This is a genomic window from Ancylobacter moscoviensis (assembly GCF_007559435.1).
Lineage (GTDB): Bacteria > Pseudomonadota > Alphaproteobacteria > Rhizobiales > Xanthobacteraceae > Ancylobacter > Ancylobacter moscoviensis.
The window spans coordinates 311,445-324,258 of the sequence record NZ_VMBP01000004.1; the positions used below are offsets into that span (position 1 = coordinate 311,445).

At 68.2% G+C, this 12,814-nt stretch carries 14 protein-coding genes and 1 pseudogene; 3 read left to right on the forward strand and 12 right to left on the reverse strand.

Features of this window, described 5'->3' with window-relative positions:
• The first annotated feature begins 14 nt into the window (after window positions 1-14).
• A complete protein-coding gene (locus FO470_RS13880) occupies window positions 15-701 on the forward strand; it encodes a nitroreductase family protein (RefSeq protein WP_144343554.1) in 687 nt (228 codons plus the stop codon).
• Here the strand turns inward: FO470_RS13880 and amaB are convergent.
• Window positions 674-2,218, reverse strand: a complete 1,545-nt coding sequence (gene amaB / locus FO470_RS13885) for an L-piperidine-6-carboxylate dehydrogenase (RefSeq protein WP_144343555.1) — start codon at window positions 2,216-2,218, stop codon at window positions 674-676. The genes FO470_RS13880 and amaB overlap by 28 nt on opposite strands.
• A 392-nt stretch (window positions 2,219-2,610) precedes the next feature.
• On the opposite strand from amaB, the gene FO470_RS13890 reads away from it, so the two are divergent.
• Window positions 2,611-2,979: a septal ring lytic transglycosylase RlpA family protein gene (locus FO470_RS13890; protein ID WP_144343556.1), complete on the forward strand. Its 369-nt coding sequence runs from the start codon at window positions 2,611-2,613 to the stop codon at window positions 2,977-2,979.
• Between the two features lie 856 nt (window positions 2,980-3,835).
• Here the strand turns inward: FO470_RS13890 and FO470_RS19710 are convergent.
• The 6 genes and pseudogenes from FO470_RS19710 to FO470_RS13920 all read right to left on the reverse strand — a co-directional run.
• Window positions 3,836-4,091 (reverse strand): annotated as a pseudogene (locus tag FO470_RS19710) (MerR family transcriptional regulator); the annotation flags it as partial.
• A gap of 23 nt (window positions 4,092-4,114) precedes the next feature.
• Window positions 4,115-4,420: an integration host factor subunit alpha gene (locus FO470_RS13900; protein WP_144343558.1), complete on the reverse strand. Its 306-nt coding sequence runs from the start codon at window positions 4,418-4,420 to the stop codon at window positions 4,115-4,117.
• Between the two features lie 100 nt (window positions 4,421-4,520).
• Window positions 4,521-5,492 (reverse strand): beta-ketoacyl-ACP synthase III, encoded by a 972-nt coding sequence (locus tag FO470_RS13905; protein ID WP_144343559.1) that lies wholly within the window; start codon window positions 5,490-5,492, stop codon window positions 4,521-4,523.
• Window positions 5,489-6,568: a phosphate acyltransferase PlsX gene (gene plsX, locus FO470_RS13910; RefSeq protein ID WP_144343560.1), complete on the reverse strand. Its 1,080-nt coding sequence runs from the start codon at window positions 6,566-6,568 to the stop codon at window positions 5,489-5,491. The genes FO470_RS13905 and plsX overlap by 4 nt, the downstream gene beginning before the upstream one ends.
• A gap of 120 nt (window positions 6,569-6,688) precedes the next feature.
• Window positions 6,689-7,228 carry a YceD family protein gene (locus FO470_RS13915; RefSeq protein ID WP_144343561.1) on the reverse strand — a complete coding sequence of 180 codons (540 nt, stop codon included), beginning with the start codon at window positions 7,226-7,228 and terminating at the stop codon, window positions 6,689-6,691.
• Entirely contained in the window at window positions 7,225-7,788 is a 564-nt protein-coding gene (locus tag FO470_RS13920; RefSeq protein ID WP_144343562.1) for a ubiquinol-cytochrome C chaperone family protein, read from the reverse strand. The genes FO470_RS13915 and FO470_RS13920 overlap by 4 nt, the downstream gene beginning before the upstream one ends.
• A 211-nt stretch (window positions 7,789-7,999) precedes the next feature.
• Between FO470_RS13920 and FO470_RS13925 the strand changes: the two genes are divergently transcribed.
• On the forward strand, window positions 8,000-8,536 hold the full coding sequence (locus FO470_RS13925; RefSeq protein ID WP_144343563.1) for an outer membrane protein assembly factor BamE: 537 nt from the start codon (window positions 8,000-8,002) through the stop codon (window positions 8,534-8,536).
• Between the two features lie 84 nt (window positions 8,537-8,620).
• Here FO470_RS13925 and FO470_RS13930 read toward each other — a convergent pair whose 3' ends face one another.
• The 5 genes from FO470_RS13930 to ribH form a co-directional block, all read right to left on the reverse strand.
• Window positions 8,621-9,862: an NAD(P)/FAD-dependent oxidoreductase gene (locus tag FO470_RS13930; RefSeq protein ID WP_144343564.1), complete on the reverse strand. Its 1,242-nt coding sequence runs from the start codon at window positions 9,860-9,862 to the stop codon at window positions 8,621-8,623.
• Window positions 9,863-9,932: 70 nt separating this feature from the next.
• Window positions 9,933-10,697, reverse strand: a complete 765-nt coding sequence (locus FO470_RS13935) for an ABC transporter substrate-binding protein (RefSeq protein ID WP_144343565.1) — start codon at window positions 10,695-10,697, stop codon at window positions 9,933-9,935.
• A 109-nt stretch (window positions 10,698-10,806) separates the two neighbouring features.
• Complete coding sequence (gene thiL / locus FO470_RS13940) at window positions 10,807-11,820, reverse strand: thiamine-phosphate kinase (RefSeq protein ID WP_144343566.1); 1,014 nt, start codon at window positions 11,818-11,820, stop codon at window positions 10,807-10,809.
• Between the two features lie 9 nt (window positions 11,821-11,829).
• Window positions 11,830-12,309, reverse strand: coding sequence for a transcription antitermination factor NusB (gene nusB, locus FO470_RS13945; RefSeq protein WP_144343567.1), 480 nt, complete (start codon window positions 12,307-12,309; stop codon window positions 11,830-11,832).
• Window positions 12,306-12,812 carry a 6,7-dimethyl-8-ribityllumazine synthase gene (gene ribH, locus FO470_RS13950; protein WP_144343568.1) on the reverse strand — a complete coding sequence of 169 codons (507 nt, stop codon included), beginning with the start codon at window positions 12,810-12,812 and terminating at the stop codon, window positions 12,306-12,308. Before ribH ends, nusB begins: the two co-directional genes overlap by 4 nt.
• Window positions 12,813-12,814 lie beyond the last annotated feature (2 nt).

Here is a 12,814-nt window from a genome sequence, read left to right on the forward strand (position 1 = left end):
GAGGAGCCATCGCCATGAATCATCACGCGCATGGCCATCATCCATCGGTCGACCCTCCCGCCGATGCCGGGCCGCTCGCCGTACCGACGTCGGAGGAAATGCTGGCAAGGCTCGAAGCGCGCCGCTCGGCGCCGCTGCGCGGCCTCGTCGAGCCGGGACCGACGCCGGAGGAACTGGAGCGCTTGTTGCGGCTCTCCACGCGGGTGCCGGATCACGGAAGGCTCGTTCCCTGGCGCTTCATCGTCGTCGAGGGAGATGCCCGCCGCGTGCTGGGCGAAAGGCTCGATGCCCTCTATGCCCGGCAGAATCCCGGCCTGCCGGCGGCCAAGGCGGATATGTGGACGCTCTACATGATGCGCGCGCCGCTGACGGTCGTGCTGGTCAGCCGGCCCGATGCCGCGGCCAAGGTGCCGGAGTGGAATCAGATGCTTTCGGCCGGGGCGGCGGGCATGGCGCTCACCGTTGCCGCCTCGGCGCTCGGCTTCGCCACGCAATGGCTGCTGAAATGGCCCGGCCGCGACCCGGAGGCCGCCGCCCTCCTCGGTCTGACGGCGCAGGAGAAGGTGGCCGGCTTCATCCATGTGGGCAGGCCGGTGCAGGCAAACGAGGACCGGCCGCGGCCGGCCCTTGACGAGGTCGTGCGCTTCTGGTCGCCGGAGCCGGCGTCTCCCGATCAGTCGATGTCGAACGACACGCCCTGAGCGAGCGGCAAGGCGCGCGAGTAATTGATGGTGTTGGTGGCGCGCCGCATATAGGCTTTCCACGCGTCGGAGCCGGATTCGCGACCGCCGCCGGTCTCCTTCTCGCCGCCGAACGCGCCGCCGATCTCGGCGCCGGACGGACCGATATTGACGTTGGCGATGCCGCAGTCAGAGCCCTCCGCCGACAGGAAGGTCTCGGCCTCGCGCAAGTCGTTGGTGAAGATCGACGACGACAGGCCCTGCGGCACGGCGTTGTGCAGCTTGATCGCCTCGGGCAGACCGGCGCAGCGCAGCACATAGAGAATCGGCGCGAAGGTCTCGTGCTTCACGATGTCGATCTGCGAATCGATCTCCACCAGTGCCGGGCGGACGTAGTAGGCGTCCGGCCATTCCGCCGCGAGCACGCGCTCGCCGCCATGGATCCGCGCTCCCGCGGCACGGGCCTCGGCAAGGGCCTTCTGCATGCCCTCATAGGCGGTGGCGTCGATCAGCGGCCCGATGAGCGTGCCGGCCTCGCGCGGATCGCCGATGCCGACCGAGCCGTAGGCCCTGGCGAGACGCGGGATCAGCGTCTCGTAGACGCCCTCGTTCACGATGAGGCGGCGCAGCGTGGTGCAGCGCTGCCCGGCGGTGCCCATCGCGGCGAAGGCGATGCCGCGCAGCGCGAGATCGAGGTCCGCCGAAGGGCAGACGATGGCGGCGTTGTTGCCGCCGAGTTCGAGGATCGACCGGCCGAAGCGGCGTGCGACGCGCTCGCCGACGATGCGGCCCATGCGGGTCGAGCCGGTGGCCGAGATGACCGGCACGCGGGTGTCGTCGGTCAGCGCCGCGCCGACTTCGGCGCCGCCGACCAGAAGCTGCGACAGGCCTTCCGGCGCGCCGCCGAAGGCGACAGCGGCCCGCTCGAACAGGGCCTGCACCGCGAGAGCGGTCAGCGGGGTCTTCTCGGAGGGCTTCCACAGCACGCTGTCGCCGCAGACGAGCGCCAGGGCGGCATTCCACGACCACACGGCCACGGGGAAATTGAAGGCGGTGATGATGCCGACGGGCCCGACCGGGTGCCAGCTTTCCATCATTCGGTGGCCGGGCCGCTCGGACGCGATGGTGAGGCCGTAGAGCTGGCGGGAGAGGCCGACGGCGAAGTCGCAGATGTCGATCATCTCCTGCACCTCGCCGAGGCCCTCGGAGACGATCTTGCCGGCTTCCAGCGTCACCAGCCGGCCGAGCTCGGCCTTGTGGGCGCGCAGTTCCTCGCCCAGCAGGCGAACGAGCTCGCCCCGGCGCGGTGCCGGGACGGTGCGCCACGCCTCGAAGGCGGCGATGGAGCGGTCGACGGCGTGGGCGACGTCCCTGGCGCTGGCCTCGGCGGCATGGGCGACCACCTCGCCGGTGATCGGCGAGCGCACGGGACGGGTGCCGTTCCGCCAGCTCGAATCCGGCACGCCGAGGGTCCGCAGCACATGCGCGACCTCCTCCGTGACCGGCTGCTGAGCCTTGCGGATATCCTTGGTCGCCATGGTGACGCTCCCTGTCGAGGCCTGTCGTTTCGCCGCGCTCCTTAGCACCGCCGGACGCGGTGAATCCATCGCAGCTTTCGGCCGAGAATAGGGCCGGCGGAAGCGTTCCAGCAATTGCCGCCATCTCCCGCAGCGGTTCGTTCGATGCGAAAAATCAAGCGTTTGGCATGGAGGCTAGAATTTTGTGCGATTGTCGAAATATCACGATTCATCTTGGGGATTGGACCAAGTCGATCGTGACTATGCCTGTGTTGTTTCTTATGCTGTACGCTACGACACGTTCGGCCGATCCCATTATAGCCATATTGTCGTGATCCTCCGGCCATAATTCCTTTCCATGCACAATCCTCGGATGCAATTGGAGAAGGACGAGGGTATTGACGGCTTGGGGAATGGGACGGATCGCCGGCGCGGCAGTCGCGGCGGGGGTTATCTTTATCGCCGGCGGCAATGCCGCGCTTGCTGACAAGAAAAGCAATTATGCGACGTCGGGAACGGCGTCCTATTACGGGTATGGCGGCCGCACCGCGAATGGCGAGCGGCACAACGCGCAGGCACTAACGGCCGCGCATCGCAGCCTGCCCTTCAACACCAAGGTCCGCGTCACCAACAAGATCAACGGCCGTTCGGTGGTGGTGCGGATCAACGATCGCGGTCCCTTCGTGAGGGGCCGGATCATCGACGTGTCGACGGCCGCAGCAGAGGAACTCGGGTTCCGCCGGCGGGGCGTCACCAAGGTCGATATCGCCGTCATTGATTGAGACGGGGATGATGGGCGCGGCCGGCAGGTGCGCCCGTTCTTCGGCACTACCCGCTGCGCTCAGCCCTGAGCGCGCGCGGTATCGAGTATGCGCCGGCAGTCCTGAAGCTCGTAGAGCGCGGCCTGGAGCCGCTGGACGTCGTCGCGGCTCAGCTTCGCCCGGACGGGGATCTCGTTTTCCTGTGCCCCGTCCGCGCGCAGCGGCGCCCGGCTGACCGGCGACGGCTCGGCGGGCCGCGGCGCGACAGGCGCCGGACGGGAACGCTCGGGCACATAGTCCACATCATCGGCATAATCGTCCGCATCCGGCTCCGGCGCGACCGCGCGGAACGGAAAGGCCGCGCGCCCTTCCGGGCGGGGCTCGGCGGGCCGCGACTCGGCAAGGCGCGCCGGCTCGCGCGGCGGCAGACGGCGCGGGTCGGGCATGTCGGTCCGGTCCTGTTCGGCTTCGGGCCTCGGAGGCGCCGCACGCAGGGGGGGCTCGCTGCGCGGCGGAGGCATGCGCGGCGGCTCCGCTCGCGGAGGATCCATGCGCGGGGGCTCGACTCGGGGCTGCAGTTCCTGCCGCGACGGCTTGCTCTGCGGCGCCATGTCGGGCAGCAGCGGCAGTTCCAGAAGATCCGGCTCGTTTTCGGGCCGGCGCTTGCCGCGACGCGGCGACGGCTCCTCGACCGGCTCGCGCTGGCGCGTGGGAAGAAGGTTCAGGATGCCGCTGAGCGGCCCGGAACGCGGCGGCTCGGCCTCGCGAGCGCGGCCGGGATGGCCGGCGTCGACGGTGGCGTGGCGCCCTGCCCGTTCCTCGCGCTCGTCCAGCTCGGCGGCCGCGCGGGCTTCCGCCTCGGCGTCGCGCCAGATGGCCTGCACATAGCGCGGGCCTTCCTCCTTGAGGATGCGCTGGACGCCGCGGATCGTGTAGCCCTCCCCGTAGAGCAGGTGGCGCACGCCGCGCAGCAGCTCGACATCGTCCGGGCGATAATAGCGCCGCCCGCCGCCGCGCTTCAGCGGGCGGATCTGCGGGAAGCGGGTTTCCCAGAAACGCAGGACGTGCTGAGGCAGATCGAGATCTTCAGCGACCTCGCTGATCGTGCGGAAGGCGTCCGGGCCTTTCTCCACGCTCATCTGCTCCTGCCGCAGGCTCACGATTCGAGCGAGGCGGCGTTGATCTGCTGCTTCAGAATGTTGGACGGCTTGAAGACCATCACACGGCGCGGCGCGATCGGCACTTCCTCGCCGGTCTTCGGGTTGCGGCCGACGCGCTCGCCCTTCTGGCGCACCACGAAGGAGCCGAAGGAGGACAGCTTCACCGTCTCTCCCCGGGCCACGCAATCGGCGATCTCGGACAGAACCGTTTCGACGAGCGCCGCCGACTCGGTGCGCGAAAGCCCGACACGCTGATATACCGCCTCGCACAAATCGGCGCGCGTGATGGTGCGACCCGCCATTGCTGTCTTCCCTGTTCCGTCGGCCCTGTCTTTTCTTGAAGCGCCAAACTAGGCGCCGTCACTGCCGCCGGTCAACGGCGCATAGCGCTCCGGGAGCGCATTACCAGCGAACGAGCGCCGAACCCCAGGTGAATCCGCCGCCCATCGCCTCCAGCAGCACGAGATCGCCACGCTTGATGCGGCCATCGGCGTGCGCCGTCGCCAGCGCGAGGGGAATCGACGCGGCGGAGGTGTTGCCGTGCTTGTCGACGGTGATCACAACCTTTTCGGGCGCGATGCCGAGCTTGACGGCGCTCGCATCGATGATGCGCCGGTTAGCCTGATGCGGCACGAACCAGTCGATGGTTTCGGCGCTCTCGCCCGTCGCGGAAAAGGCATCGACGATCACGTCGGTGATCATGCCGACGGCATGGCGGAAGACCTCCCGGCCCTCCATGCGCAGATAGCCCACGCTGCGGGTCGAGGAGACGCCGCCGTCGACATAGAGCTTGTTCTTGTAGCGGCCGTCGGAGCGCAGATGCGTGGTCAGCAGGCCGCGGCCATCCTCGCCGTCCCGCACCGCTTCCAGCACCAGCGCACCGGCGCCGTCGCCGAACAGGACGCAGGTGGTGCGATCGGACCAGTCGAGGATTCGCGAGAAGGTCTCGGCGCCGATGACGAGGCAGCGCCGGTAGGCGCCGGACTTGAGGAAATTGTCAGCGGTCGCGAGTGCGTAGACGAAACCGGAGCACACGGCCTGGATGTCGAAGGCCGCGCCATGGGTGATGCCAAGGCCGGCCTGCACGCTGACGGCCGTCGCCGGGAAGGTGTTGTCGGGCGTCGAGGTGGCCAGCACGATCAGGTCGATGTCGCCCGGCTCCAACCCGGCATCTGCCAGGGCGGCCTGCGCAGCCTTCAGGGCCAGATCCGACGTCACCTCGCCTTCGGCGGCGATATGGCGCGTGCGGATGCCCGTGCGCTGGACGATCCATTCGTCGGAGGTGTCGACCATCTGCACGAGGTCGGCATTGGTCAGGCAGCGGGCGGGCAGATAGGCGCCGACACCGCGCACCACGGAACGGATAGCACTCACGATGAAACCTGTAACTCGCCGGAGACGGTGGCTTCCGCCGGGCCGGTCGCGGCGACCTGGGGACGATCATTCATTCCCGCTTCGATACGGGACAGGAGCTGGTAGCGAACCATGTCGTAGCCGATATCGACGGCCGAGGCGAAACCCTCGGCGTCGGTGCCGCCATGGCTCTTGATGACGACGCCGTTGAGGCCGAGGAAGACGCCGCCGTTCGACTTGCGGGGATCGAGCTTCTCGCGCAGGGCGCGGAAGGCTCCGCGCGCCAGCAGATAGCCGATCTTCGCCATGAAGCTGCGGTTGATCGCACTCCGCAGGAACTCCGCCACCTGCTTGGCGGTGCCCTCGGCGGTCTTGAGCGCGATGTTGCCGGAAAAGCCTTCGGTTACGACGACGTCGACCGTGCCGCGCCCGATATCGTCGCCCTCGACGAAGCCGTGATAGGAGAGCCCCGGGTGGCCGGTCCCGCGCAGCGCGGCGGCCGCTTCCTTCACTTCCTCGACGCCCTTGATCTCCTCGACGCCGACATTGAGCAGGCCGACGGTCGGGCGCTCGATATCGAAGACGATGCGCGCCATGGCCGCACCCATCACCGCCATGTCGACGAGATGCTGCGCCGTTGCGCCGATCGAGGCGCCGACGTCCAGCACCACGCTTTCCCCGCGCGTGGTGGGCCACAGGCAGGCGATCGCCGGGCGGGAGATGCCGGCCATGGTCTTGAGATTGACCTTGGCCATTGCCATGAGAGCGCCGGTGTTACCGGCCGAGACGGCGCAATCCGCCTCCCCCAGCCTCACCGCGTCGATGGCCCGCCACATGGAGGAGACACGGCGGCCATGCCGCAGCGCCTGGCTGGGCTTGTCGTCCATGCGCACCACGACATCGGTGTGGATCACCGTGCTCGCTGCGGCGAGGCGCGGGTGCTGCTTGAGGATGTCGTTGATCCGGCCGGCATCGCCGAACAGCAGGTAGCTGATGTCCGGGTGTCGCGTCAGCGCGATCTCGGCGCCGGGCAGAACCACGTCGGGGCCGTGATCACCGCCCATGACGTCGAGCGCTATTCGGACGGTCGAGGACATCTAGCGGCGCGGTCTCATTCGGCGTTGGGGCGGCGGGACAATGCCGCTCTTGTGCAGACGGCATGCCCCAGATGAACGCGCATGACAATAGCGTCCTGCATTTTCTCGGTCATGGCGGGACTAATTGGAGTCCTCGTCATCCTTGCCCCGCAGCCGCCCGAGAGCGGCAAAGGGAGAGGTTTCCTCGGGTCCCGGCTCGGCCGGCCCCTTGAACTCTGCGCCCGGCTTGCGGGGGTAAGGATCGAGGCCGAGAGCGAGGAATTCCGCCACCACGGCCCCGGCGTCGATGGTGCCGTCGACCAGCGGATCGGGAAGATCGAGTTCGGTAACGTCGATTTCGGCTCCCGGCCGGATCTCGGGAATCTGGTCCTCCGGCGCGAAGCGCAGATCGATTTCCTCCGACACCGGAGAATCGAAGTCCTCGAGCGTCACCACGCAGGTCTGCGTCACCACCGCGTCGACGTGGCCGGTGACGTGCACGGTTCCCCCCCGCTCCGGCCGGAGCGTCACCTCGGCCTTCACGGCCGGAATGCCGGGAATGCCGAAATCCTTCGCCAGCGCGGCGCGCGTCGCCGCGTCCGGCGCGATCTTCAATGTCAGTCCGTCCTCGGGGAGGCTGGCCACGAGAAGGGGATGGGTAAGAGGCAAGGCATCCGTCATGACGGGGCAGTCTCCGTGGAAGGGTTCCGGACCGGGGAAGGCGCCGGAAAGTCGCCGGACGCGAAGGTCTCGAAGGGAATGGCCTTCAGCGCCCCGGCAGCGTCGATCATATAGGTCGCGAGCGCCTTCGCCTGCAGGTCCGCCTCGGGACGGGACGCATAGACGTTGCGCAGCACGGCTTCGCCGAGCGCATCGGCTTGACGGGCGTCGAGAGGCGCCTCGTAGGCGCCGACGCGGCCGTAGAAGGCTTCGGCGACACGCTTCATCTTCTTCGGCACGGTGAGGTCGCCGACGCCCATCTCGCGCAGGTTGGAATCCATGTCGACGCAGAAGACGTCGAACACCTTCTGGCCGAGGGACCGGCGTTCCCCGTCCTCGTCCTTCAGGCGATGAAAAAGCAGGAAGGCATGGACGAGGATCATCTCGAAGCGGCCTTCGATGGTGTCCGGGACATCATAATCGGTATAGAAGGCCGGATTGCGGGCCTGCGCCACGATCGCGCCATAGAGCCGCTGAATGGTCTCGCCTCCGTCATTCCGGCGGAAGAAACGCAGAATCATGGACGGTTCCTGCCTCGCTGACGTCGCCGCGCCCCTTGGCGGACCGGCACTGGCGGGGTAGCGCGGGCCGATGGCGCTGGCAACCCCGCACGGGTCTTGCTGACGCTACGGCGGGGTGCCCGGTTGCCTCAGGCCCCTGCCCTGTGCTTTCTGCCGTATCACGTCGGAAGAGACGGGTCCGTCTGGACGGCGAATGGTTGGAGTTGAGTGGATGGCATCGACGCGCGTGACGCAGAAGGGGGCGCCCGGCGCCCGTCTTTCCGCCTTGGCTGCGCTGGCGGCGACAGGGGTCGTGGCGGTCGGGCTCGCGGGTTGCTCCGGCGGCATGCCGATGGCCACGGCCAATATGGGCCTCTCGCGCTCGCCCACCGGCTTCGTCTCCGAGCAGCAGCGTGGCTATGTGATCACCGAGGGGGCGCTCGAGCAAATTCCCATCGGGTCGAGCCAGGAGCAGGTCCTGCTGGTGCTGGGCACTCCTTCGACTGTCGCCACCGTGGACGGCGAGGTGTTCTATTACATCTCGCAGAAGGCCAAGAAGGTGATGTTCATGCGGCCGGAGATCGTCGACCAGCGCGTGCTCGCGGTCTATTTCGACCCGAAGGACAAGCGCGTCACCCGCATCGCGGACTACGGCCTGAAGGACGGCAAGGTGTTCGACTTCATCAGCCGCTCCACGCCGACCGGCGGACAGGAAGTCTCGCTCATCGGCCAGATTTTCAACGCCACCAACTTCCGGCCGGGGATGTAGGATCGCCCTACGCTTCGCGCAGGATGCGTCATGGCCGGGCCCGTCCCGGCCATTCGCTTTTCTGGCGGTGGCGGGCAGCGCGTTTCAGCCGAAGCGGTGCGGCGAGAACGGAGCGGGATCCGTGCAGGGCGTCTCCCCGTCCATCATCTCCGCCAGCAGCCGGCCGGTGATCGGCCCGAGCGTGAAACCCAGATGCTGGTGGCCGATGGCGAGCCACATGCCGTTCTGGCCGGGTGCCGCCCCGATCACTGGCAGCATGTCCGGGAAAGCCGGGCGGGAACCCATCCACGGCTCCGGCTCGGCGCGCGCAGCGAGGGGGAAGAGCTGGCGCGCCAGCGTCTCCGTGCGATCGAGCTGCACGGGCGTCTTCGGCGCGTCGCGGCGGGCGAATTCCACGCCCGTCGTCAGGCGAATGCCGCCGACCATCGGTGTGATGACGTAGCCGCCTTCCTCATCGAGCACCGGCCGCGACAGCGCCGCGCCGTCCGCGGCGTGATAATGCATGTGGTAGCCGCGCTTGACCTGCAGCGGCAGGCGCAGGCCGAAGGGGCGCAGCACGTCCATCGCCCACGGGCCGAGCGCCACCACCACCTCCGGCGCCTCGACACCCCCCTCCTCCGTCGTCACCGACCAGCCCGAGCCGAGACGTGCGAGGGTGCGCGCGTCGCCGCGGCGCACATGCCCGCCCAATGCCGCGAAATGGGCGGCATAAGCTTGGGTGACGCCTCCGGGGCTGGAGACCGAGTGCGGGTCCGACCAGATCACCGCGCCGCGGAACACCGGGCGCAGCGACGGTTCCATCGCCAGGGCCTCGTCGACGCCGATCTCGCGCGCGCTGAGGCCGTATTGGCGGGCCAGCGGAAACTCGCTGCGTTCGTTCTCAAGCCCGGCCTCTGTGCGGTAGAGCTTGAGCCAGCCGCCTTCGCGGAAGAAATGCCCGGCTCCGCTCGCCCCGGCGAGGCGCTCATGCTCGGCGAGGCTGTGGGCCAGCAGGGTCTCGATGGTGCGGGCATAGTCGAGGATGCGCGCGGGCGCGGAAGCGCGCCAGTAGGCGAACAGCCACGGCACGAGGCCGGGCAGCGCGTTCCAGTGGTAATGCGCCGCGGGATTGCGGCCGAGAGCGACGTCGGCCAGCGCGGATATCCTGCGGGGAAAGGCGACGGGATAGATCGAGGCCCGCTCGACCAGCCCGGCATTGCCGTAGGAGGTCTCCTCTCCCGGCCCTCTCCGGTCGACCAGGACGACCGACCGTCCGCGCATCGCGAGATTGAGGGCGATGGAGGTACCGACGATGCCGGCACCGAGCACGATCGTGTCGGTCTTCATGAAGGGGGCTTTCGGGAGACGGGGAAGGCGCGCAAGGGCGGCGCGCCGGAGCGCGCCGCCCGCTCCGTCCTCAGTTGATGGGGAACGGGAAGTACTTGGCGTTGATCTTCTGGTAGGTCCCGTCCGCCTGGATCTCCTTGATCGCCTTGTTGAGCATCTCGCGAAGCTCGGTGTCCTCCTTGCGGACGGCGATGCCGGTGCCCTGCGGGTTCACGTCCTTGAGGTCCGGGCCGACGAACTTGCAGCACTTGCCGGCGTCGGTCTTCTCCAGCCACTCATAGCCCACGAACTTGTCGACGAGGACGGCGTCGAGACGGCCGGCGGCGAGGTCGGCATTGGCCTCGTCCTGGGTCGGGTAGAGCTTGGCCTCGGTGCCCTTGTACTTGTCCTCGAGATAGGTCGCGCTGGTCGTGGACGACTGGGCGCCGACGACCTTGCCCTTCAGGGCCTCGGGCGTGATCTCGGTGATCTTGGTGTCCTTCGGCGCCATGAAGTTTCCGGGCGTCAGGTAGTAGGGGATGGTGAAATCCACCTTTTCCTTGCGCTCGTCGGTGATCGACATGGAGGCGACGATGGCGTCGTATTTCTTGGCGAGCAGCGCCGGGATGATGCCGTCCCAGTCCTGCGCCACGAAGGTGCATTCGACCTTCATCTTCTCGCACAGCGCGTTGGCGATATCGATATCGAAACCGATAAGCTTGCCGGTCGTGTCGACCGAATTGAAGGGCGGATAGGCACCCTCGGTGCCGATGCGCACCTTCTTGATCTCGGCCTGCGCGGCGCCCGTGCCGATGGCAAGGGCGGCGGCTGCGATCAGAATCTTGGCGATTTTCATTTTGGCGGTTCCCGATGTCAGGCACCGGATGCTCCGATGCCTTCCCCAAGAGGCTAGGTCGGAGCCTCGGCACAGGCAATCGGGGAATCGCCTAGCCTTTGGTGCAGTCTCAGAAGTGGCTGAAGCTGCCCTTCGCGAAGGTCATCGCCGCTCCATTGGAGGCGCGTACCGTCAGCCCCTGCCCGGCCTGTGTGCGGCCAATGACCGAGACGCCGATGCCGGCCGCCGTCGCGAAGGTGGTGAAGGCGTCCAGTTCCTCGTCCGGCATGACCGCGAGGATTTCGTAGTCGTCGCCGCCGGTCAGCACGGTCTCGATCAGGGCCGGCTCGGCCTCGATGGCCGCGCGCGCGGCGGGGCTGAGCGGGATGCGATCGACCTCGATCTCGCCGGCGACGCCGGAGGCGGCCAGCATTTTGGTCAGGTCGCCCACGAGTCCATCCGACACATCCATGGCCGCACTGGCCCGGCCTCGCAGAGCACGGGCGAGCGCAAGGCGCGGCCGTGGAAGGAGATAGCGCTCCTTCAGGAAGGCAGCGGCCTTTTCTCCGAGGCCGGCAAACCCCGCCCGCGATGGGTCGAGCCGCAGGGCAAGGCCCAGTGCCGCGTCGCCGATGGTGCCGCTCACCACAATGGCCTGATCGGGCTTTGCGGTTGCCCGGCGCACCATCTGCCCGGCCGGCACAACGCCGAAGGCCGTGATGGACACGATGAAGGGCCCCGGCGTGCGCACGGTGTCGCCCCCGAGCAGCGGCGCGCCGTAGAGGGACGCGTCGGCACCGATACCACGCGCGAAGGCGGTGAGTGCGGCGGCATCCATTTCGGGAGGGATGGCGAAGGCGAGCAGTACGCCGAGGGGTTCGGCGCCCTTGGCGGCGAGATCGGACAGGTTCACCCGCATCGCCTTGCGGGCGATGGCTTCCGGCGGATCGTCGGCGAAGAAGTGCACGCCGGCGACCAGCGCGTCCTTGGTCAGGACGAGTTCGTGGCCCGGCGGGACAGAGAGCAGCGCGGCATCGTCCTTGAGGCCGAGCGCGCCGGGGTGGGTCGCGATCGGCTCGAACAGCCGGGCGATCAGCAGGTCTTCACCCGAAGCCTTTGCATCGCCGGAGCCACCCGCCGTCATCCCGCCTCCCTAGCCGGTGAACTCGGCCGGCCGCTTCTCACGCGCCAGCCCGTCCAGCACGGCGTTGACCATGCCGGTTTCCTCGCGGTCGAGGAAGGCGGCGGCCACGTTCACATATTCCGCCACGACGACGCGGGCGGGAATATCGGAGCGTTCGGTTAGTTCATAGGCGCCCGCGCGCAGCACGGCGCGCAACACCGCCTCGATGCGCTTGAGGGGCCAGCCCTTCACCAGCGCCGCGTCGAGTACCGGATCGATGGCGCGCTGCTCGCGCACCACGCCGCCGACGATGTCGCGGAACAGATTGAGGTCGGCAGCCGCGATCTCGTCGCCCTCGATCTCCTGCCCGATCCAATGGCTCTCGAACTGGGCGAGGATTTCCGATAGCGGCGTCCCAGCCAGATCCATCTGGTAGAGCGCCTGGACGGCGTTGAGCCGTGCCGCGCTCTTGCGCAGCGGCTTGTGATTGACGGGTTTGGCGCTCGTCATGATGCCTTATCCACGCGCCGTTTGAGGCGCAGCAGGGCGAAAGCCGCCTCGACCGTGCCGCCGCCCTTGTTGCCTTCCGACACGCGGGCGCGGGCCCAGGCCTGCTCGTCGTTCTCGACGGTGAGGATACCGTTGCCGAGCGGCAGCTTGCGGGCGACCGCGAGATCCATGAGCGCGCGCGAGGATTCTCCCGCGACGATCTCGAAATGATAGGTCTCGCCCCGCACCACGCAGCCCAGCGCGACGGCCGCGTCATAGGGGGTGCCGGCGGCGGCGGCGGCGTCAAGCGCAATGGCGATGGCGGTCGGAATCTCCAGCGCGCCGGGCATGGAGATCACGTCCGCCGTGGCGCCGGCGGCGGCGACCGCCTGCCGGGCGCCCGCCAGAAGCTCGTCGGCGATGTCGTCATAGAAGCGCGCCTCGACAATGAGGACGCGCGCGCCGGTCAGCGGCACGGCGGCAGCGGCATCATCGGATGCACGCGGCGGGCGGGGGCTCGCCATGG

Excerpts from the sequence above, each read along its gene's own strand:
- FO470_RS13880 (WP_144343554.1), top strand. The coding sequence starts at position 15 with ATGAATCATCACGCGCATGGCCATCATCCATCGGTCGACCCTCCCGCC.
- amaB (WP_144343555.1), bottom strand. The coding sequence starts at position 2,218 with ATGGCGACCAAGGATATCCGCAAGGCTCAGCAGCCGGTCACGGAGGAG.
- FO470_RS13890 (WP_144343556.1), top strand. The coding sequence starts at position 2,611 with ATGGGACGGATCGCCGGCGCGGCAGTCGCGGCGGGGGTTATCTTTATC.
- FO470_RS13900 (WP_144343558.1), bottom strand. The coding sequence starts at position 4,420 with ATGGCGGGTCGCACCATCACGCGCGCCGATTTGTGCGAGGCGGTATAT.
- plsX (WP_144343560.1), bottom strand. The coding sequence starts at position 6,568 with ATGTCCTCGACCGTCCGAATAGCGCTCGACGTCATGGGCGGTGATCAC.
- FO470_RS13915 (WP_144343561.1), bottom strand. The coding sequence starts at position 7,228 with ATGACGGATGCCTTGCCTCTTACCCATCCCCTTCTCGTGGCCAGCCTC.
- FO470_RS13920 (WP_144343562.1), bottom strand. The coding sequence starts at position 7,788 with ATGATTCTGCGTTTCTTCCGCCGGAATGACGGAGGCGAGACCATTCAG.
- FO470_RS13925 (WP_144343563.1), top strand. The coding sequence starts at position 8,000 with ATGGCATCGACGCGCGTGACGCAGAAGGGGGCGCCCGGCGCCCGTCTT.
- FO470_RS13930 (WP_144343564.1), bottom strand. The coding sequence starts at position 9,862 with ATGAAGACCGACACGATCGTGCTCGGTGCCGGCATCGTCGGTACCTCC.
- FO470_RS13935 (WP_144343565.1), bottom strand. The coding sequence starts at position 10,697 with ATGAAAATCGCCAAGATTCTGATCGCAGCCGCCGCCCTTGCCATCGGC.
- thiL (WP_144343566.1), bottom strand. The coding sequence starts at position 11,820 with ATGACGGCGGGTGGCTCCGGCGATGCAAAGGCTTCGGGTGAAGACCTG.
- nusB (WP_144343567.1), bottom strand. The coding sequence starts at position 12,309 with ATGACGAGCGCCAAACCCGTCAATCACAAGCCGCTGCGCAAGAGCGCG.
- ribH (WP_144343568.1), bottom strand. The coding sequence starts at position 12,812 with ATGGCGAGCCCCCGCCCGCCGCGTGCATCCGATGATGCCGCTGCCGCC.